At 36.3% G+C, this 18,652-nt stretch carries 17 protein-coding genes; 10 read left to right on the forward strand and 7 right to left on the reverse strand.

All coding sequences use genetic code 11. The annotated features are described in order from the left end of the window. Positions 1 to 29 precede the first annotated feature (29 nt). The 6 genes from EK17_RS08640 to EK17_RS08665 are packed head-to-tail and all read left to right on the forward strand — an operon-like array spanning position 30 to position 6,666. Positions 30 to 671, forward strand: a complete 642-nt coding sequence (locus EK17_RS08640) for an ABC transporter ATP-binding protein (protein WP_035589768.1) — start codon at positions 30 to 32, stop codon at positions 669 to 671. Further along, entirely contained in the window at positions 664 to 1,440 is a 777-nt protein-coding gene (locus EK17_RS08645) for an ABC transporter permease (protein ID WP_051904553.1), read from the forward strand. Before EK17_RS08640 ends, EK17_RS08645 begins: the two co-directional genes overlap by 8 nt. A 34-nt stretch (positions 1,441 to 1,474) precedes the next feature. Further along, positions 1,475 to 3,775 carry an NADP-dependent malic enzyme gene (locus EK17_RS09555; protein ID WP_035589770.1) on the forward strand — a complete coding sequence of 767 codons (2,301 nt, stop codon included), beginning with the start codon at positions 1,475 to 1,477 and terminating at the stop codon, positions 3,773 to 3,775. Positions 3,776 to 3,794: 19 nt separating this feature from the next. Further along, positions 3,795 to 4,793 carry a TRAP transporter substrate-binding protein gene (locus EK17_RS08655; protein ID WP_035589859.1) on the forward strand — a complete coding sequence of 333 codons (999 nt, stop codon included), beginning with the start codon at positions 3,795 to 3,797 and terminating at the stop codon, positions 4,791 to 4,793. A 59-nt stretch (positions 4,794 to 4,852) separates the two neighbouring features. Then, positions 4,853 to 5,392 carry a TRAP transporter small permease gene (locus EK17_RS08660; RefSeq protein ID WP_035589771.1) on the forward strand — a complete coding sequence of 180 codons (540 nt, stop codon included), beginning with the start codon at positions 4,853 to 4,855 and terminating at the stop codon, positions 5,390 to 5,392. Beyond that, positions 5,392 to 6,666, forward strand: a complete 1,275-nt coding sequence (locus EK17_RS08665) for a TRAP transporter large permease (protein WP_035589774.1) — start codon at positions 5,392 to 5,394, stop codon at positions 6,664 to 6,666. Before EK17_RS08660 ends, EK17_RS08665 begins: the two co-directional genes overlap by 1 nt. Here EK17_RS08665 and EK17_RS08670 read toward each other — a convergent pair. The 4 genes from EK17_RS08670 to EK17_RS08685 are packed head-to-tail and all read right to left on the reverse strand — an operon-like array spanning position 6,663 to position 11,100. Further along, positions 6,663 to 7,202 carry a nucleoside deaminase gene (locus EK17_RS08670; RefSeq protein ID WP_035589776.1) on the reverse strand — a complete coding sequence of 180 codons (540 nt, stop codon included), beginning with the start codon at positions 7,200 to 7,202 and terminating at the stop codon, positions 6,663 to 6,665. The two genes, EK17_RS08665 and EK17_RS08670, sit on opposite strands and share 4 nt — an antisense overlap. Then, a complete protein-coding gene (locus EK17_RS08675; protein WP_035589779.1) occupies positions 7,177 to 9,771 on the reverse strand; it encodes a CBS domain-containing protein in 2,595 nt (864 codons plus the stop codon). The genes EK17_RS08670 and EK17_RS08675 overlap by 26 nt, the downstream gene beginning before the upstream one ends. Beyond that, positions 9,749 to 10,468: a 7-cyano-7-deazaguanine synthase QueC gene (queC, locus tag EK17_RS08680; protein WP_035589783.1), complete on the reverse strand. Its 720-nt coding sequence runs from the start codon at positions 10,466 to 10,468 to the stop codon at positions 9,749 to 9,751. Before queC ends, EK17_RS08675 begins: the two co-directional genes overlap by 23 nt. Beyond that, positions 10,465 to 11,100, reverse strand: coding sequence for a 7-carboxy-7-deazaguanine synthase QueE (locus tag EK17_RS08685; protein ID WP_035589786.1), 636 nt, complete (start codon positions 11,098 to 11,100; stop codon positions 10,465 to 10,467). Before EK17_RS08685 ends, queC begins: the two co-directional genes overlap by 4 nt. A gap of 112 nt (positions 11,101 to 11,212) precedes the next feature. Between EK17_RS08685 and EK17_RS09185 the strand changes: the two genes are divergently transcribed. Then, entirely contained in the window at positions 11,213 to 13,096 is a 1,884-nt protein-coding gene (locus EK17_RS09185; protein ID WP_051904554.1) for a diguanylate cyclase, read from the forward strand. Here EK17_RS09185 and dtd read toward each other — a convergent pair. Further along, positions 13,090 to 13,545 carry a D-aminoacyl-tRNA deacylase gene (gene dtd, locus EK17_RS08695; RefSeq protein WP_035589788.1) on the reverse strand — a complete coding sequence of 152 codons (456 nt, stop codon included), beginning with the start codon at positions 13,543 to 13,545 and terminating at the stop codon, positions 13,090 to 13,092. The two genes, EK17_RS09185 and dtd, sit on opposite strands and share 7 nt — an antisense overlap. A 200-nt stretch (positions 13,546 to 13,745) precedes the next feature. Between dtd and EK17_RS08700 the strand changes: the two genes are divergently transcribed. Beyond that, on the forward strand, positions 13,746 to 14,915 hold the full coding sequence (locus tag EK17_RS08700; protein WP_035589791.1) for a cysteine desulfurase family protein: 1,170 nt from the start codon (positions 13,746 to 13,748) through the stop codon (positions 14,913 to 14,915). A gap of 10 nt (positions 14,916 to 14,925) precedes the next feature. Next, positions 14,926 to 15,885 carry an iron-sulfur cluster assembly scaffold protein NifU gene (locus EK17_RS08705; protein ID WP_035589794.1) on the forward strand — a complete coding sequence of 320 codons (960 nt, stop codon included), beginning with the start codon at positions 14,926 to 14,928 and terminating at the stop codon, positions 15,883 to 15,885. Here the strand turns inward: EK17_RS08705 and EK17_RS08710 are convergent. Next, positions 15,882 to 16,262: an RrF2 family transcriptional regulator gene (locus EK17_RS08710; protein WP_035589797.1), complete on the reverse strand. Its 381-nt coding sequence runs from the start codon at positions 16,260 to 16,262 to the stop codon at positions 15,882 to 15,884. The genes EK17_RS08705 and EK17_RS08710 overlap by 4 nt on opposite strands. Before the next feature lie 123 nt (positions 16,263 to 16,385). Here EK17_RS08710 and EK17_RS08715 point away from each other — a divergent pair, with 123 nt between their 5' ends. Then, on the forward strand, positions 16,386 to 17,783 hold the full coding sequence (locus tag EK17_RS08715; protein WP_035589800.1) for a dihydrolipoyl dehydrogenase family protein: 1,398 nt from the start codon (positions 16,386 to 16,388) through the stop codon (positions 17,781 to 17,783). A 266-nt stretch (positions 17,784 to 18,049) separates the two neighbouring features. Here EK17_RS08715 and EK17_RS08720 read toward each other — a convergent pair whose 3' ends face one another. Continuing rightward, positions 18,050 to 18,616, reverse strand: a complete 567-nt coding sequence (locus EK17_RS08720; RefSeq protein WP_156957541.1) for a hypothetical protein — start codon at positions 18,614 to 18,616, stop codon at positions 18,050 to 18,052. Positions 18,617 to 18,652 lie beyond the last annotated feature (36 nt).

The following is an 18,652-nucleotide window of genomic DNA, read 5'->3' on the forward strand; positions in this document are numbered from 1 at the left end:
AAGTATAATAATTAATCAGGATTAAGGCAATGGTGTTGGAAGTTAAAAACATTAGCTATAGCATGGGCAAAAGACATCTGTTTGACAATATTAATTTTAAATTGACCAAAGGGTTAACACTGCTAAAGGGTGAAAGCGGAAGTGGAAAGACCACGCTATTGAGAATTATCAATCGATTGATCAAGCCTAAAGAGGGTAGCATTTTTTTTAGCGGATCAGATATATCGGCGGTTGATGAGTTTATCTGGCGCAGTGTTTGTATGATGATGAAGCAGAAGGGTTTTTATATTGCAGAGACGCCGCTTGAAACATTGATGTTGCCGTTTGAATTCAAAAACAACAGAAAAAAGAGTTTTGATGCAGAGGAGGTATATCACCTTCTGGCTCTTTTTGGTTTGAGAAGAGAGATATTGTATGACAAAGCCTCAAATCTCTCAGGTGGTGAGCTGCAGAGGATTGCATTTATAAGGCTGCTTATTTTAAAACCAGATGTAGCACTGTTTGATGAGCCTGTTTCAGCGGTTGATAATAAGACAGCAGAAAATATGCTTGGGTTTTTAAAGGAGTATTGCAATAATAGGATTTGTCTTATTACTTCGCATGATCCTGTAGCTTACTCATTTGCAGATAGAATTATAGAACTAAAAAACGGAAAGGTTGTTGATGGTTAAAAACATATCTATTTACGGACTTGTTTTGGCATACCTCTTGTTGTTTGTTTTAATTGCTGTTTCTTTTAAGGAAAAACTTAAGCTTGAAAAGAATGTAGTTGTTTCATTTGGCAGGATGAGTCTGCAACTGTTTTTAGCTGGTTTTGTTCTTTTGTGGCTTTTTAGGGTTGACAAATTTTATTTAAATGTTGTTGTGCTTGTAGGTATGGTGTTTTTTGCTACAAGAATTGTTCTAAAAAGGGCTAATATTTCATATATAGGTATTGCTAAATATATTTTCCTGTCTATTCTTGTCTCATCGTTATCTGTTTTATCGATAGTTGTGTTTGGTATAGTTGGATTATCCTATCCTAAGGCAAGCTATCTTATTCCGCTTGCAGGTATGATTATAGGCAATTCCATGAACTCTACTGCTATAGGCATAGAAAGATTTTTTTCAACTTTAAACAACTCAAAAGAGATGGTTGAGGATTTGTTGTGCCTTGGAGCTATGAGCGAAGAAGCTGTGGATTTCGTCAAACAGGCATCACTTAAGGCCTCCATTTTGCCCACACTGACCTCATCAAGCGGTATGGGTGTTGTATTTCTACCTGGTATGATGACAGGCCAGGTGTTAAGCGGGGTTAATCCAGAGAATGCTGTAAAGTATCAGATTGCTATAGTAATAGCGATTGCAGTTGCTGTCTGTTTAACAAATTATATTATGTTAAAAATTTTATCTAAAAAATCAATTAATTTTTTATTTGACAGAGGTGATATTAAAATATAAAAAAATAAATTAGGAATTCTAAGGAGGGTAGTAGATGGAACACGAGAAGTTGAGAAAGTTAGCATTAGAGTATCACTCAAAAGACAGACCAGGGAAAATAGAGGTCAGACCAACAAAGCCATTGAAGACGCAGAATGATTTATCACTTGCCTATACGCCCGGTGTTGCTGAGGTGTGCGAGGTAATAGCAGATGACCCTAAAAAGGCTTACGACTACACAGCAAAGAGCAACCTTGTTGCCGTTATTTCAAATGGTACAGCTGTTTTGGGACTGGGTAATATAGGAGCTTTAGCAAGTAAGCCTGTTATGGAAGGAAAAGGTAATCTGTTTAAAAATTTTGCCGATGTTGATGTCTTTGACATAGAGATCAACGAAACCGATCCTGATAAATTGGTAGAGATAATAGCTGCACTTGAACCTACCTTTGGGGCAATTAACCTTGAGGACATTAAGGCACCTGAGTGTTTCTTTATAGAAGAAAAACTAAAAGAGAGGATGCATATTCCGGTATTTCACGATGATCAGCATGGAACGGCTGTTATCAGTGGAGCAGCACTCTTAAACGCCCTTGAGATTTCAGGAAAAGATATAAGCAAGTGTAAACTTGTTGTAAATGGTGCAGGAGCTGCAGGAATTGCCTGTACGAAGTTTTTTATAACGCTGGGTATAAAAAAAGAAAATGTAATAATGCTTGATTCCCGTGGTGTTATCTATAAGGGTAGAAAAGAGGGTATGAATCCCTACAAAGAGCAGTTTGCCGCCGAGACGGATGCAAGGACGCTTGAGGAGGCAATAAAGGGGGCAGATATCTTCCTGGGTGTTTCCAAAGCCGATATTTTAACAGAAGAAATGGTCAAAAGCATGAACGACTATCCAATAATATTTGCGATGGCCAATCCCGATCCAGAAATTACATACGATAAAGCAAAAAGGGCAAATCCAAATATTATTATGGGCACAGGCAGAAGCGACTATCCAAACCAGATTAACAATGTTCTGGCATTCCCATTTTTATTCAGAGGGGCTTTAGATACTCATGCTACCCAGATCAACGATGAGATGATGATGGCAGCTGCAAAAGCACTTGCTCAACTTGCCAAAGAAGATGTGCCAGAAAGTGTGCTTAAAGCCTACGGGGTTGAAAATCTAAAGTTTGGTCCAGAGTATATTTTGCCAAAACCGTTTGACCCAAGGGCGTTGTTTTATGTGGCACCGGCTGTGGCTGAGGCAGCTATACGATCAGGTGTTGCCCAGGTCGATGCAAGTCAGTTTGATTTAGAGCAGTACAAAGAGCAGCTAAAGGAAAGATTGGATAAAACAAAGGCTGTAACAAGATACATCTACAACAAGGCAAAATCTGATCCAAAAAGGGTTGTATTTACAGAAACAACGGATGCAAATATTCTGCGAGCTGTTCAGGATAGTGTTGATGAAGGTATTGTTAAGCCTATATTTATTGGGGCAAGAAGCTTTACTAAAGACGATGTGGCAAAAAGGATTAAAGAGCTTGGCTTGAAGGATAGTATACTTGAAAAGATAGAATTTATCGATCCGCTTTATTACGATAAGACTGAAAAATACGCAGAGATGTTATACGAGGCAAGAAAAAGGAAGGGTTTAACAAGAAGAGAGGCTTCCTATATCATGGAGCATAGGCCCAATTACTTTGCCGCTATGATGGTTAAAAATGGTGATGCAGATTCAATGATTATCGGAGAGACCTATAACTATCCAGCAGGCGTAAGACCGGTTTTAAGTGTTCTGGATAGAGAGCCAGAAAGCGTTGTGGCTGGTTTATATATTATGATTATAAAGAATAAGATCTATGTGTTTGGTGATACAACAATTAATATTAATCCCACAAGTGAAGAGCTTGCCGTTATCGCAAAAGAAGCCGCCTGTTTCTATGAGGATCTAACAGATGATAAAGCTGTTGTAGCAATGCTGTCTTTCTCCAATTTCGGTAGCAACCAGCAGGAGGAGGCTGTTAAGGTTAGAAAAGCTGTTGATATCATTAAACAGAAATATCCAGAGATAACCGTAGATGGCGAAGTGCAGGCAAATGTTGCCGTTGATAAAGACCTTCTTGAGAGATTCTACGGTTTCAGTGATCTTGCAGGTAAGAATGTTAATGTATTGATATTCCCCAACCTTGATGCGGCAAATATAGCTTATAAGTTGTTATACAAGATGGGTGATGCTTATCCAATAGGTCCGATTCTTGTTGGATTAAAGCAATCCGCACATGTGCTTGAGATGGGCTCAACATCTTCAATGATTGAGGATATGGTAGCAATAGCGTCGTTTGATGCTCAAAGAAAAGGTTGTGAATAATTTTTTAGGAGGTGCGCTTATGAGGCGTAAGTTTTTTGCTGCTTTGATAGCAGGTTTCATGTTGCTTGCGTTTGGCATAACAAGTTTTGCCAAACCGATTGTTATTAAATTCAGCCATGTTGTTGCCGTGGATACTCCAAAGGGTATGGCTGCAAACTACTTTGCTAAGCTGGTTAAGGAAAGAACCCACGGCAAGGTTATCGTTAAGGTTTATCCAAACGCTATGCTTTATGGAGACAGGGCTGCGGTTGAGGCATTGCAGATGAACGCTATCCAGATGGCCTGTCCTGCAACGGCTAAATTTACAGGTTGGTTGCCAGAGCTTCAGCTGTTTGATCTACCCTTCCTGTTTAAAAACGCTAAACATCTACACAAGGTTATGGATGGTCCTGTGGGTCAGAAGATTCTGCAGTTGTTCAGAAGAAAGGGTATGGTTGGTTTGGCTTACTGGGATAACGGTTTCAAGGTATTATCAAACAACAAGCATCCAATTGTTCTTCCAAAAGATTGTAAAGGCTTAAAGTTCAGAATTATGTCCTCAAGGGTTCTTGAGGCACAGTTTAAAGCATTGGGAGCTTCTCCTCAGGTTTTACCGTTCTCTGAGGTTTACTCTGCTTTAGAGCAGGGTGTTGTTGATGGTTGTGAGAACCCATGGTCCAACCTTTACACAAAGAAATTCTATGAGGTTGCACCTTACACAACAGAGACATATCACGGTTATTTAGGCTATGTTTTAATTACAAACGCAAAATTCTGGGATAGCCTTTCTCCAAAACTAAGAGAGATTATTAAGGGATGCGTAAAAGATGCTACAGAGTATGAAAGAAAGCTTGCTGCTGAGCTGACAAAGAAGCAAAGAGCACTTGTTTTGAAGGATCCAAAGGTTAAGGATGTTGTATTGACTCCAGAACAAAGAGAGCAGTGGAGAAAAGTGCTTGTAAAGATTTATCCTCAATTCTATAAAAGTATTGGCAAAGATTTGATTGATGAGGCTATTAAAGAGGGTCAGGGTTTATAATACCTGCCTTTTAACTTAGGGGGCGTTAGCCCCCGATTCTTTTTATTTGGGGGAAATCTATGGAGATCATCAGAAAGATTGATGCTGTATTAAGCAAGATAGATAAGTTTTTGATGGTAGTGCTTGCATCTCTTGCAACAATTCTTGCCTTTATAAATGTTGTTGCCCGATACCTGTTTAATTCAAGTTTTGTATGGGCAGGAGAGCTTGTTACCTATCTGTTTATATGGATGACTTTATTTGGTGCAAGTTACGGTTTTGAGATTGGTATGCATATGTCTTTTGATGCATTGGTTAAAGCACTTCCATCAAAACTCTGTAAAGCTGTTACAATCTTTTCTACATTGATAGTGCTTGTTTTTTTAATTCTTCTAACAGTCTGGGGTATAAATCTTGTGAAGTTTGATTATATGACAGGTCAGGTATCTATCGATTTGCAAATTCCATTCTGGATTATTTATCTTGCAGTGCCAATTACAATGGCCACAGCTTCCTGGAGGACATTTGTTAAGCTTATTGAAATAATTCAAACGCCAGGGATAGAGCTGAAAAAGAGAGGGCCTGCTGAATTAGAAGAGGCAGAGGAGGTAGGTAGCTAATGACTATTTTAATTGTTGCTGCCCTATTATTCTTTTTGATTGCTATTGATGTACCGATTGCTGTGGCTTTAGGCTCAACGGCTATTGTTATGATCTATTATGTTGCGGGTTTGCCTGTTTTATCGATAGCCCAAAAACTATTTACTGCGCTGGATAAATTTGCATTGATGGCAATTCCGTTTTTTGTTTTAGCTGGTGCTTTTTTGTCAGAAGGTGGAACGGCCAAAAGGATAATTAATTTTGCCCATTCGATGGTTGGGCATTTGCCTGGCGGTTTAACGATGACATCAATTTTAGCCTGCGCAATTTTTGCAGCAGTAAGTGGTTCTGGTCCTGCAACAGTTGCTGCAATTGGATCGATTATGATTCCAGCTATTAGAGAGGCAGGCTATTCAGATACATTTGCAATAGGTTCTATAACAACCGCTGGTTCATTGGGTATTTTAATTCCTCCCTCCATAGTTTTAATCGTTTACGGTGTAACGGTTGATCAATCCATTGGCGATCTGTTTTTAGCCGGTGTTGTGCCAGGGATTGTTATCGCAGGCATGATGATGGCTCTTACATATATTATGGCTCGAAAAGCAGGGTTTAAAAAAACTCAACCTATGCCATGGAAGGACAGGTTTAAAACTTTTGTTGATAGTTTCTGGGCTTTGATGTTAATTGTAATTATTATTGGCGGTATATATTCAGGCTTGTTTACACCAACTGAAGCTGCGGCAGTTTCTGCTGTTTATGCGTTTTTTGTGGCTAAGTTCATATATAGAGATCTTTCATGGAAAGAAGTGCCAAATGTTATTTTAAAAGCCTCGGCCACAAGTGCCATGATCCTGTTCATTATTGCAAACGCCATGCTTTTTGCTTATTTTCTAACAATCGAACAAATTCCTCAGCAGCTGTCTGATATGATTATTCAGGCTCATGTAAGCAAAATAATGTTTTTAGCTGGCGTTAATATTCTGTTGATTATTTTCGGCGCTTTTATGGAGCCATCCAGTATTGTTATGGTTACAGCACCTCTATTTTTCCCTGTAGCGGTGCATCTTGGTGTAAACCCCATTCAGCTTGGTATTATCTATACGATAAATATGGGTGTTGGAGAGATTACACCACCTGTGGGTTTAAACCTCTTTGTTGCCATGGGAATAACAGGCAAGAGTATCGAGTATATTACAAAAACCACTCTACCATGGTTTTTAACGTATCTTGTGGGTTTACTGCTTGCAACATATATCCCACAGTTATCGTTAATAATATTTAAAGTCTTTTAGGGTGAATAGATAACACCCCCTGTTTTCTTGTAAAGGAGGAGAATATCTTTTACCTGATTTCTTAAGACTCCTCCTTTTACTTTAATACCTTTGTTTTTGAGATACTCCCAGGATTGCTCAAATACTGGGCCTTCATCAAAACCTACAGCCATTGCATCTTCCCTTTTTGCACCAAAAACAACGCTCTTTATCCCGCTCCAGAGTATTGCACCAAGACACATTGCACAGGGTTCAGAGGATGAGTAAAGTTCGAAAGAACCAATTTTGGAAAGATCGTATGTTTTAAATTTTTTTTGAGCCAGCATAATAGCCACAATTTCGGCATGCAGTATGCTTAAATTTTCTTTGACTACAAGATTTACACCAGTAGCCACAACCTTATTGTTTAAAAAAATAGCAGCTCCAAACGGCCCACCTTTGTTTTCAATACTTTTTTGTGCAAGCTCTATGGCAAGTTGTATTTTTTCATTATCACTGTTAAATATTCTTTCTTGATCTGTTTTTAGCCATTCAGGTATTTTTATTGTCAGTTCCATGCTTTTTCTCCAGGTATTTTTTCTCAATATACTTTAAAGCCTCAAGCTTGTCTTTCATTTTTTCAAGCAATTGCAGTTTAAATATTTCGTTTATTATTTCACCAAACAGTTTTGATGGTTTCAATCCCAATTTTATCAAATCCCTGCCCTTTATCAAAGGTTCTATATGAATGAGTTCTTTTAGAAAAACAACAACTGCATCTTTTGAAAGATTTAGAGCATACATGGCAAGCACCGCCTCTATGGGCAGCTTTGAAAGCGTTTCGTATATTGTAAATTTATTTTTGCCCTTTGCTGACAATATTCCGTTAGCTTCAGCAATTTTTTTACTTGCTTTTATAATGAAATTTTTTGTCTGTTCATCTGCTCCGATAGCCTCAACAAAGCTTGCCGAGTTTCTAAATAGATACTCTAACACTATTAAAAAGACATATTCTTTTTTAATTTTCTTACTGCCACAGAAAAACTCGCAGCTCTTTAAGATCTCCTCAGCCTCATCCAATGCTTTTAATATTCTCTCTTCTATTATCAACTTTTTATTTAACGCTCTGATAAGTCTGTATTTTTTTAGCAATTCAAAGCTTTTTGAAACATCAGGCGTGTTGAGAATATGAACAATTTCATTGTAAATCCTTATGGGTTCAACATTTTTTATAACATTTAAATCTACAGCTACTTTTATCAACCTGTCTGTTTGTTTGCCTATTTCAAAACCCAGCCTTGTAGCAAATCTAACAGCCCTGTACATGCGCGTTGGGTCTTCGATAAAGCTTAACATATGCAATATGCGAATTTTTTTATTCTCAATATCATTCAATCCACCAAAGAAGTCAAGCAGGTCTCCAAATTCATCGTGCAGCTTTACGGCAAGTGTATTTATCGTAAAATCTCGTCTGTATAGATCTAATTTTATTGAGCTGCTTTGAACTGTGGGTAGTGAGCCAGGCAAGTCGTAATACTCCTCTCTTGCAGTGGCTATATCAACTCTTATACTATCAGGCATAATTATTGTTGCCGTTCTGAATCGCTCATGTGTAGCTACTCGTGCATTATTGAGCTTTGCAAACTGTTTTGCAAATTCAATACCATCACCTTCTATGACAATATCTATATCTAAATTTTCAAAGCCCAAAATGATATCCCTTACAACGCCACCAACAAGGTAGGCGTTAAAACCCATCTGTTTTGCTGTGTTGCCTATTTCTATTAAGTAGTTGTAGATATTTTGTGGTAAGTGTTGTTTGATTTTTGCTGCTATGTTTTTCTTTTTTAGTTTAACATCTCTTTCAGAGCTTTCTGTGAGGATTTTGAGTATATTTGTTCGTGTGATTACGCCAACAAGCACGCCGTCGGATACTACGGGTATCAGACGCTGTTTTTCCTCAAGGACGATGCGTTTAATTGTGCTGAACCTTTCATTGATATCAACAGTCTTGATTTCTGTATCCACAAATAAACCAGTAGGCTTGTTGCCCATGCCGTGATAGATAGCTTTGTTGATAACCTGGCGAGTTATAATGCCTTCTACTTTTTTTGTTGCTTTATTAACAACCACCAAGGCGTTTATGCCGCCTGTTGATATGATTTTATTGACCTTCTCCATCTTTGTCTGGCTGTAGACATACTTTGGCGGAGAGGTCATTATATCTTCTGCTGTAATTCTATCTAAAAGGGTTTCTTTAATTATAGATGACAGCTTTTCTGCCACCTCTATAAGTGTTGCATTTTTGATTGTAGCGCTTGCAGCAAAAGGATGACCACCACCACCGATGTTCTTTAAAACATGCGCAATATCTATATCTTTATTTTTTGAGCGTCCAATAACATAGATTCTACTTCCCATCCTGAAAATCCCAACCGCTGCATCTAATTTGTCCATCTCGATAAATTTTGAGACGGTTAATGCTGCGTTTGATGAAAAATAATCTAAGTTTGCAAAAGACAAACCTATGCGAATACCTTTAACCTCAAAAATTCTTTTGTTTTTTGCAAGCTCATTAAGAAGATAAACCTCTGTTTCTGTAAGTGTTTCTTCCAATACCTCTTTAATTGTCTCAAGGTCTGCACCTTTTCTTAAAAGGTAGGCGCAAACCTCAATATCCTCAGGTTTTGTGTTTGTATATGTAAGTCTGCCGGTATCTGCATAAATTCCTAACATGAAAAGAGTGGCGTCTTCTTCATCAATCTCTATATCGTTTTTTATTATTCGCTGAATAAGCTGTGTGGTGTTGGCTCCATAGTTAACCAGACTGAGCTGGTCACAATTGATATCGCCTTCTTTGTGATGATCAAAACAGATAATTTTGGCTTTCTTTAAAAACGGTTTGAGTTTGTCTTCAATTCTTGATGAGGAGTGAGTATCAACAACAATCAGTGTGTCGATATTTTCTATTTCTTCTTCTGTATTGCCCACATATTCATATATCAAAAGCTGGATCATGAAATTTGTTTGTGATGAAAATTGCAGTTTTGGAAGCATAATTATGGCATCAGGGTATAGTTTTTTTGCTGCAATACAACTTGCTATTGCATCAAAATCGGGGTTTTTATGTGTTGTTATGACCTTCATTTCTTAACCTTACCAGAAAATCATCCTCTATGCCTGCTTCTTTGAAGCCCTTGGCCCTTAATATACAAGCATCGCATTTACCACAGGGGGTTTCTTTTCCCTCATAGCAGGAATATGAATATGAATAGTTAGCCTGATGCTTCTTGCCAAATACTATTATTTGAGATTTTTTCATCTTCAATAGCGGTGTATGAATTGTAAATGTTTTGCCTTCGCTGCCTGCTTTTGTGCCGTAGTTTAAGGTTTGTTCAAAGCTTCTTAGAAAATTTTCCCTGCAGTCTGGATAACCGGAGTAATCAAGCATATTCCAGCCACCTATAATGTTGAATATTTCGTATCTTTCTGCCATTGCACCTGTTATTGAAAGGAAAATGCCGTTTCTGAAAGGCACATATGTTACGGGTATGCCACTTTCAATTTCATTGATGCTGCGGTTCTTTGGCACATCAATTGAACTATCCGTTAAGGCAGAACCACCAATCTGTGATAGATCGATATTGAAAAAGTGTGGAAAGATTTTTTTGCCTTTGATTTGCTCTGCAAGTTGCAGGGTTTTTTTGGCAAAATCTATCTCGATAGAGTGCCGTTGAGAATAGTTAAATGTGATGGTGTGCACCTCATCAAACTCATCCAAAGCCCAGAACAGACATGTTGTAGAATCAAGTCCACCGGAAAATATAACAATTGCCTTTTTCATACGCCTTTCTCCTCTTTATATAAGATTTTGTGAAGTTGTGGTATTATCCGAACATTGATTGATAGTTTTTTAACCTTTTCTATTATCCTTTTTGTTTTTTCTATGTAGCTTTGAGGTGTATCGTTTAGCCATATTGGCTGAAATACGACATCGGTTAGGTTAAGCAAATCTATTAATTTGAGCTCCTCATCAAAGTTTTCATCGACAACAAACTTAAATTCCGCTTTTAATTCTTTGTATTTTTTTAAAACATCTAAGTTTAAAGCAAACATTTTTGGACTTACCACAATATGGTCAAGTAATGATGCACTGTTTTGCAAAAAAATTGTGCCGTTTGTTTCGATAAAGTATCTAAACTGAGGGTATTTTTTTATAAAATGAGCAATAAAATTATCCCTTAAAGCCGGCTCACCCCCTGTAAATATTATATTTTTACACCTAAAGGATTCAACCTGTTTAAAAATCTCTATTTCTGTCATAGGATTGGAACAGTTTAGTGCATATTTTGTATCGCAAAACGGACACCTCAGATTGCATTCACAAAACCTTACAAATACAGCGGGCATGCCTATAAAGCTTCCTTCTCCCTGTATGGAATAAAATATTTCACTAATGTTGGTACTGTTTTTCATTGTTCCCCTTTAAAATTTTATAACAGGCTTGTTAGAAACAATCAATCTTTTTGTTGACAGTAGTGGTTTAATTTATTAACATAAAACAAATCGTATAAGAAAGTCAGATGGTATGAATAATTTGAAAGAATGGTTTTTATCTCGCAGTATAAAGTATAAAATACTTGCAGCATACTTTATTTCTATATTGTTGATTGGTGTAATAGGCTACAGCTACTATTTCATGTCAAATATAAAGATGATAAAAAAAGAAACCCAGATGTTTAAAAGAAACCTGATAAATCAGCAGAAAAATATGGTTAGAAGTATTGTTAATATAGCCATAGATGGCATAGAAAAATACTATGAAGACTACAAAGAGGGTAAGATTTCGCTTGCAGAGGCTAAGATCGAAGCCATTAAGTTTGTTTATTCTATCCGCTACAATATTTCAAAGAACTCCGAAAGTTACGATTATGTATGGATAAACACACTTGATGGCATTATGGTTTTAGATCCACCAAAGCCGCTTTTGAATGGTAAGAATGTGTGGGATATGAAGGATAAAAACGGTGTGTATCTTTTTAGAGAGATGGCGAGGGTTATAAAAACTCAAGGAGGGGGTTTTGTTAAGTACTGCTGGGCAAAATTGGGACAACAGAGCAATAAATGTTACGATAAAATATCTTATGTCGGATATTTTTATCCGTTTAACTGGGTTGTTGGTAGTGGTTTTTATTTATCTGACATAGAGAATATTATTGATAACTATAAAGAACAAAAAAGGCATGATATTATTGTTGTAACCATTTCAAGTATTCTTATTGGCGTTTTGGTATCCTTAGTTGCAGCAGCTGTATTTTATTTAATAGTCTACTGTATAACAAAAAGAATTAGAGAGATTGGAGAATTATCCGAAAAACTTATTGAGGGTGAAATTTCACCGGAAATAAAACTTCCCTGGATGGGCAGCGACGAGATAGGCAAACTGGTTGATAACTTTAACAGATTTATCGATGAGAGCTATAAACTCGTTTTATTTAAAAAGACCATAGAGGAGGATTTAGATGTTAATGCTGTATACAAAAGGGTTTTTGATCTGCTAAGGGATGAATTTGGTATAAAGCAGTTCAATATTTTTGAGGTTAACAATAGCAAGAATGCCATGAAGCAGATAGAGGTGTATGGTGATGAGAAGATGCTTTGTAAACAGGATATTTTGATTGACTGTTCTTTATGTAGGGCTGTAAGAACAGCCAGGGATGTAGATTCTTTTTTAGAGAGCGATGTTTGCTTGAGTTTTGCAGGCAAACCCAAAAATCATATCTGTTTACCGCTCATTGTTGGCGGTAGCGTTGGTAGTGTTGTACAGTTAATATTTGATGAGAAGACAAAAACCGAAGAGATTACAAAAAAGGTTAAAAGGATAAAGATATTTTTGAAAGAGGCAGCACCGGTATTAGAGGCAAAAAGACTACTTGCCCAGCTTAGGGAATCCACCATGAGAGATCCTCTAACCGGTTTGTACAACAGGCGATTTTTAGATGAGTTTGCATCAACTTTTGCAGCCACCGTTAAGCGTCGCAACACAAAAGCGGGTATTTTGATGTGCGATATAGACTTTTTCAAGCAGGTTAACGATGTTTATGGGCATAATGTGGGCGATGAGGTGCTAAAAGGTGTGGTAAGGGCTATTCTAAAAAGCACAAGAGAGGCAGATATTCCTATAAGGTTTGGAGGGGAAGAGTTTTTGATTCTTCTGCAGGATACAGATGAAGCTGTTGCAATGGATGTTGCAGAAAGGATCAGAAGAGAGGTTGAAAACACAGAGATTACAGTTCAGGGAACGATTATTAAAAAAACTCTATCGATTGGTGTATCGATTTTCCCTGAGGATTCTGAAAATTTGTGGAAGTGTATAAAATTTAGTGATGTTGCAATGTATAAAGCAAAGGAGTCAGGTAGAAACAGGGTTGTGAGATTTGAAGCTGATATGTGGACAGAGGAGAACTATTGAATATTGATCTTTGAGTCGATGAAAATCGTAACAGGTCCATCGTTTGTCAATGAAACATCCATGTGAGCTGCAAAAACACCGCCCTGAGTTGGTATACGGTATTGATCGTTTAAAATAGCAATAAACTTTTCATAAAAATCTTTTGCTTTTTTCGGTTCTGCTGCATAAAAAAAGGAGGGTCTATTGCCTTTTTTTGTATCTGCAGCCAGTGTAAACTGACTGACAACAATGCAACTACCGCCAATATCTTTGACTGAAAGATTAAACTTACCGTTTTGATCTGTAAAAATCCTCATGTTTGCAATTTTTTTTGCAAGATACTCAAGGTCTTTTTGGTTATCATCGCTACAAACACACAAAAATATTAATAATCCCTTTTTTATCTCTGCCGCAGTTTTTTTATCAACAACCACAGCAGCCTGACTGACTCTCTGGATTACAGCTCTCATTACTAAATAGTATAAAAGTTCAATGCTAATTTGTAAACTGTCAATACAAAATTGCCATCGTTATTTTACATAGAGAGGCATTATTATTTTCTGGCAAGTTATAAAAGAATACCGCAAATTCATATTTATAGATAAATTTTTTATATTGACTTTTCACAGAAAAAAGTTATCTTATTACTAACTAAATTTAGGAGGTGATTATGGAGGTTTATCTTGATAACAACAGCACCACACCGATGGATGAGAGGGTAAAAGAGATTTATTGTAAGGCTGTAGAACTTTTTGGCAATGTCAATTCCATATATAACCTGGGCTCTAAAACAAGGAAAGCTGTAGAACAAGCATACGATACTATCTACGATGAACTTTCTATCCCTGAAGAAGATGATCTAATCATTACATCATCAACAACGGAAGGCAACAGTGCTGTTATAAAAACTTTTTTACATAATTTCTTGTCTGGGTCTGATAAAAAACACATTATAACCACAGTGGCTGAACACAGTTCAATAAAGGCTCCCTGTGCTTTTGTTAAAACATTTGGAATGGAAGTTGATTATCTTAAAACTGATGAGAACGGTAGAATAGATATAGAGGAGCTTGAAGATAAAATAAGAGATGATACTGCTTTGATTTCTGTTTTGTATGCAAGTAACGAAAGTGGTGCTATTCAACCAATAAAAGAAATTTCAGAAATTGCTCATAAATATGGAGTTTTTTTTCATTGTGATGGAGCGCAGGCTATCTCAAAGCTAAAGGTGAATATTAAAGAAATAGGAGTTGATTATTTTACATTTTCAGCTCACAAGTTTCACGGTCCCAAAGGTGTTGGAGGGTTGTATGTAAAAAATGGTGCACCCTTTATTCCTTTAATTCATGGACAGCAGATGGGTTACAAAAGAGGAGGAAGCATATATACAAACGGTATTGTTGCCATGGCAAAGGCAATAGAGCTTGCAAATAAAAATTTAGATTATGTGCAAACTGAAATTTCAAGATTAAGAGATAAACTTGAAGATGCTATAAGAAAAATACCCGATACCAAGACATATGTGGATAAAAAATTCAGACTTCCCAATACTGTAATAGCCTCTTTTAAAGGAATTGAAGGGGAATCCATGCTATGGGAACTAAATAGAAGGGGTGTATATGCAGCAACAGGCAGCAGCTGTTCAAGTGAGAGGCTTAAAGGTAGTGAAGTGCTTGAGGCTCTTGGCGAAGATCCAGAAATTGCACATACTGGTATAATTTTTTCTCTAAGTAGATTTACCACAGAGGAAGAAATAGACTATGTTATAGAAATTCTTCCTCCGATAGTTGAAAAGTTAAGGGAAATATCAATGACGTATGCAAAAGTCAAGCCCGTTTAAGGAGGTATAGATGGCTAAAAGTGATCTTATAGGTGGAAATATCTGGGAAAAATACTCCAAAAAGGTTATACAGCGTATGAATGCTCCAAGGTTTTTGGGCGAGTTTTCAGAAGAGGATGCCGCAAAAAGAAATGCAAAATTAGTTGTGGCTGATTTTGGAAGTGAAGCCTGTGGAGATGCTGTTCGATTATACTGGCTAGTTGATCCTGATACAGACAGAATAATTGATGCAAGATTTAAATCGTTTGGGTGCGGCACTGCAATTGCAAGTAGTGATATGATGGCAGAGTTAACCATAGGTAAAACTGTGGATGAGGCTACAAAAATAACAAATTTGGATGTTGAAAAAGCGCTTAGAGATGATCCAGATACTCCTGCTTTTCCTGCCCAAAAAATGCATTGCTCGGTTATGGCTTATGATGTAATTGTTGAGGCGGCTGCAAAATACAAACAAATAAATCCGAATAAAATTAAAGATTCTGAAATTGTTTGTGAATGTGCCAGGGTTACGCGTGGAGAAATTGAAGAAATAGTAAGAAAACATAAGGTTAAAACCATTGAGGAACTTCAAAAGTATACAGATGCAGGTACTTACTGCAAAAGCTGCGTTAAACCGGGTGGACATGAAGAAAGGCCCATTTATCTTGTAGATATAATTGAAGATGTTAATAAAAAGATGGAAGAAGAGGAAAGACTCAAACCGCAACGTTTCGAAGATATGAGTCTTTTTAATAAGATAAAAGCCATAGAAAATGTATTGAAAAACGATGTATCTTCTATATTGGCCATGGACGGCGGCAGTGTAAAACTTGTTGATGTAAAAGAGAATGATGATAAATCTGTGGAAGTATTAATTGAATATGCAGGCACATGCTCTACATGCAATGCTGCGTTTCTGACATTGCATATGATAGAGGAAACGCTTAAGGATGCCTTAAAAACCAATAAAATAAAGGTTATTCAGGTTTAAAAATCTTTTAGGGTGATGCTTTTAAAAAGTTCAGAAATTTGTGTGTTTAGTTTTAGCCACGTGCCACGTGCCCTGCATGAGTTAATGAGTTCGCATTTGTATTGTTCATCTATGCAGGGCGCAAGCTGCACACCCCCTGAAAATATCTCTATTAAATCCATTAATGAAACCTTATCATTTACGATAACATATCCACCATTTGGACCTTTTTTACCTTTTAGAATGCCTTTTTTCTCAAGAACGGCTGCAAGTTGTTTTAAATAATTTTCAGATATTTTTGTGAGTTTTGAAATTTCAGAGAGAGTTAGCATCTTTTCTGAGTTCTTTATTTCTATTAAAAGCCTTAGGCTGTATCTCACCTTTGTTGGTAACTTCATGCTATTCTTATAAATTAAATAGGCTTGGTAGTCAATATAAAGCAATTTTTCTTGACAAAAAGTTATGCTTATTATATTAAGTTAGTAGTTTACTAACTTTTTTGTGATTTTTTGGAGGTTGTTATGAAAATATATGATGTTATTGTCATTGGAATGGGTCCTGCGGGTATGGCTGCATCTACCACGGCAAGCAATTTTGGATTAAAGGTTTTGGCTATTGAATCTAATAAAATAGGGGGTGAGTGTCTTAATTGTGGATGTATTCCCTCTAAGGCGATTTTAAATGTTGCGGCTTTAAAAGATGATATTGATAATATTAGTGAATTCGGTTTAAAAATAAACGGCTCATTGGATATTAAAGATGTATTTTTACCTATTCAAAACAGGATTGATACAATTGGGCAAAAAAAAGCAGAAAAGGTTTTTGAAAATGTCGATAGGCTAATAGGCGTTCAAGCAGAGTTTATTGATTCCCATACAATTAAAGCAGGTAATAATCTTTATTATGCCTCTAAAGCTATTTTTATAGCTACAGGTTCTAAACCATTTATTCCGAATATTAAAGGTATTGAAAGAATTGATTATCTGACAAACAAAAATATTTTTAAAATAAATGAAATACCTGAGCGATTAGTAATTATTGGTGGTGGGGCAATTGCTTCTGAAATGGCTCTATCATTTAAAGTATTGGGCTCAAAACAGGTTTCAATGATTAACATGGATGAACATTTGATTCCTTCTGTAGATAAGGATGTAGCTGAGGTGCTTGAAGAGCAATTCTTAAAAAGGGGTATTGAGGTTCATAACAACACAATTGCAACTTCAGTCTATAAAGATGGTAATACCATTGTAGTTAACACAACCAATGGTATGCTTAAATGTGATAAGATTTTAGTTGCAGCTGGACGAGTTCCAAATATTGACAGATTGGCTCTTGAAAAAGCAAATGTGCACTACTCAAAAAAAGGTATTATAGTTGATGAATTTAATAGAACAAATGAAAAGCACATTTATGCTGTTGGAGATTGTAATGGAATAAATCTTTTTTCCCATGCAGCAATGCATCAAGGTATGTTGTCTGTTATGCATCTTTTAGGTACAGATTCACCATGCAACTTAAAAAGAAGCATTTATCCTGTTCCATGGGCAATATTTACTTTTCCAGAAATTGCTCATGTTGGAGCTACCGAAAAACAACTTGAAAAAGAAGGGATAAAGTTCAGTATTGTTAAAGATTATTTTAAAAATTACGGTAGGAGTTTAGTTGATTTGAAGGATGAGGGATTTGTAAAAATAATGGTGGATGATAGAGGGTATGTTTTAGGTGCTTCTATTGTTGGAAACCATGCAAGTGAGTTGATAGCAGAATGGACAATGGCTATCCAAAACCATATAACTATCATGGATGTTGCAATGATGCAGCATGCTTTTCCAACTTTATCTATGATGAATTTAAGGGTTGCACAGATGGCTATGATGCAATTTTATGCTAATAAAGGGACTCTTCCTCAAACTGCATAAAGTCTAATATACCTTTTAGATTTCTCTAAATACAATAATGCCCCCCGAATCTTCAAATATATTAGGGGGGGCTTAAAATAATTAAAGATGTAATAGAGAAATATGGAACATCTGAGATTTTCAATTCGATCAGGGCAGCACATACTACTTAAGCATAATAAACCTAAAGAAACAACAAAATATTTCAATATCTAAAATGCAAAAGTCATTACTACGATAACATATTTTTGTAGAGAATTTTGAGAAATCTTAACCATATCTAAGCTTTAAAGTTTCAATAGTTTTAAACTGTTTAGCGGTTGTTCTATATATTTCTGTGTTTCCTTAAGAAGTTTATTTTTTAAAGAAGTAAGTATGTGTTTGTTTGGTTTTCTGGAATAAGGATGGTGGAGGATATTTTCTAACTCCTCTTTTTCAACCTGCGTAAGCATTGAGGTGTTTAGTATGCCATTTTCCTTTAAGAATTCTACCAAAAAGATTACTAAAGCAGGTAGCGAATCCTCTTTTTTTAGTCTGTTTAGACCTGTCAATAAAACCGAAAGCCTTAGATTTGATCTATATGCGATTTCTAAAAAAAGCATGGCTACAGATAGCTTGGAGAATGAGCCTCTAATAGCATCAAATCTATCTATAATGTTCATACTATCGACAATGAGGTAACTTTTATTTTCATTTTTTATCTTTCCCGACACCTCAAGCAGTGTTAAGGTGTCTATGTCTGTGTGTCTGCCATATATAATTAAATCTTTATTTCCATCCTCTGTTATTGCTTTTATGTAGAGCCTGTTGCCCATATCGACGCAGTAAGATGTGATACACTTGAACTTAAACATATCTATTTTATATACTTTTAATCGGTTTCTATCAAA

The organism is Hippea jasoniae (assembly GCF_000744435.1).
Taxonomy (GTDB): Bacteria; Campylobacterota_A; Desulfurellia; order Desulfurellales; family Hippeaceae; genus Hippea; species Hippea jasoniae.

Bases quoted from the DNA above. Each gene is read 5' to 3' on its own strand.
- EK17_RS08715 (WP_035589800.1), top strand. From the start codon at position 16,386: ATGAAAATATATGATGTTATTGTCATTGGAATGGGTCCTGCGGGTATG.
- queC (WP_035589783.1), bottom strand. From the start codon at position 10,468: ATGAAAAAGGCAATTGTTATATTTTCCGGTGGACTTGATTCTACAACA.
- EK17_RS08645 (WP_051904553.1), top strand. From the start codon at position 664: ATGGTTAAAAACATATCTATTTACGGACTTGTTTTGGCATACCTCTTG.
- EK17_RS09555 (WP_035589770.1), top strand. From the start codon at position 1,475: ATGGAACACGAGAAGTTGAGAAAGTTAGCATTAGAGTATCACTCAAAA.
- EK17_RS08685 (WP_035589786.1), bottom strand. From the start codon at position 11,100: ATGAAAAACAGTACCAACATTAGTGAAATATTTTATTCCATACAGGGA.
- EK17_RS08700 (WP_035589791.1), top strand. From the start codon at position 13,746: ATGGAGGTTTATCTTGATAACAACAGCACCACACCGATGGATGAGAGG.
- EK17_RS08660 (WP_035589771.1), top strand. From the start codon at position 4,853: ATGGAGATCATCAGAAAGATTGATGCTGTATTAAGCAAGATAGATAAG.
- EK17_RS08720 (WP_156957541.1), bottom strand. From the start codon at position 18,616: ATGTTTAAGTTCAAGTGTATCACATCTTACTGCGTCGATATGGGCAAC.
- EK17_RS08640 (WP_035589768.1), top strand. From the start codon at position 30: ATGGTGTTGGAAGTTAAAAACATTAGCTATAGCATGGGCAAAAGACAT.
- EK17_RS08710 (WP_035589797.1), bottom strand. From the start codon at position 16,262: ATGAAGTTACCAACAAAGGTGAGATACAGCCTAAGGCTTTTAATAGAA.
- EK17_RS08655 (WP_035589859.1), top strand. From the start codon at position 3,795: ATGAGGCGTAAGTTTTTTGCTGCTTTGATAGCAGGTTTCATGTTGCTT.
- EK17_RS08705 (WP_035589794.1), top strand. From the start codon at position 14,926: ATGGCTAAAAGTGATCTTATAGGTGGAAATATCTGGGAAAAATACTCC.
- EK17_RS08665 (WP_035589774.1), top strand. From the start codon at position 5,392: ATGACTATTTTAATTGTTGCTGCCCTATTATTCTTTTTGATTGCTATT.
- EK17_RS09185 (WP_051904554.1), top strand. From the start codon at position 11,213: ATGAATAATTTGAAAGAATGGTTTTTATCTCGCAGTATAAAGTATAAA.
- dtd (WP_035589788.1), bottom strand. From the start codon at position 13,545: ATGAGAGCTGTAATCCAGAGAGTCAGTCAGGCTGCTGTGGTTGTTGAT.
- EK17_RS08670 (WP_035589776.1), bottom strand. From the start codon at position 7,202: ATGGAACTGACAATAAAAATACCTGAATGGCTAAAAACAGATCAAGAA.
- EK17_RS08675 (WP_035589779.1), bottom strand. From the start codon at position 9,771: ATGAAGGTCATAACAACACATAAAAACCCCGATTTTGATGCAATAGCA.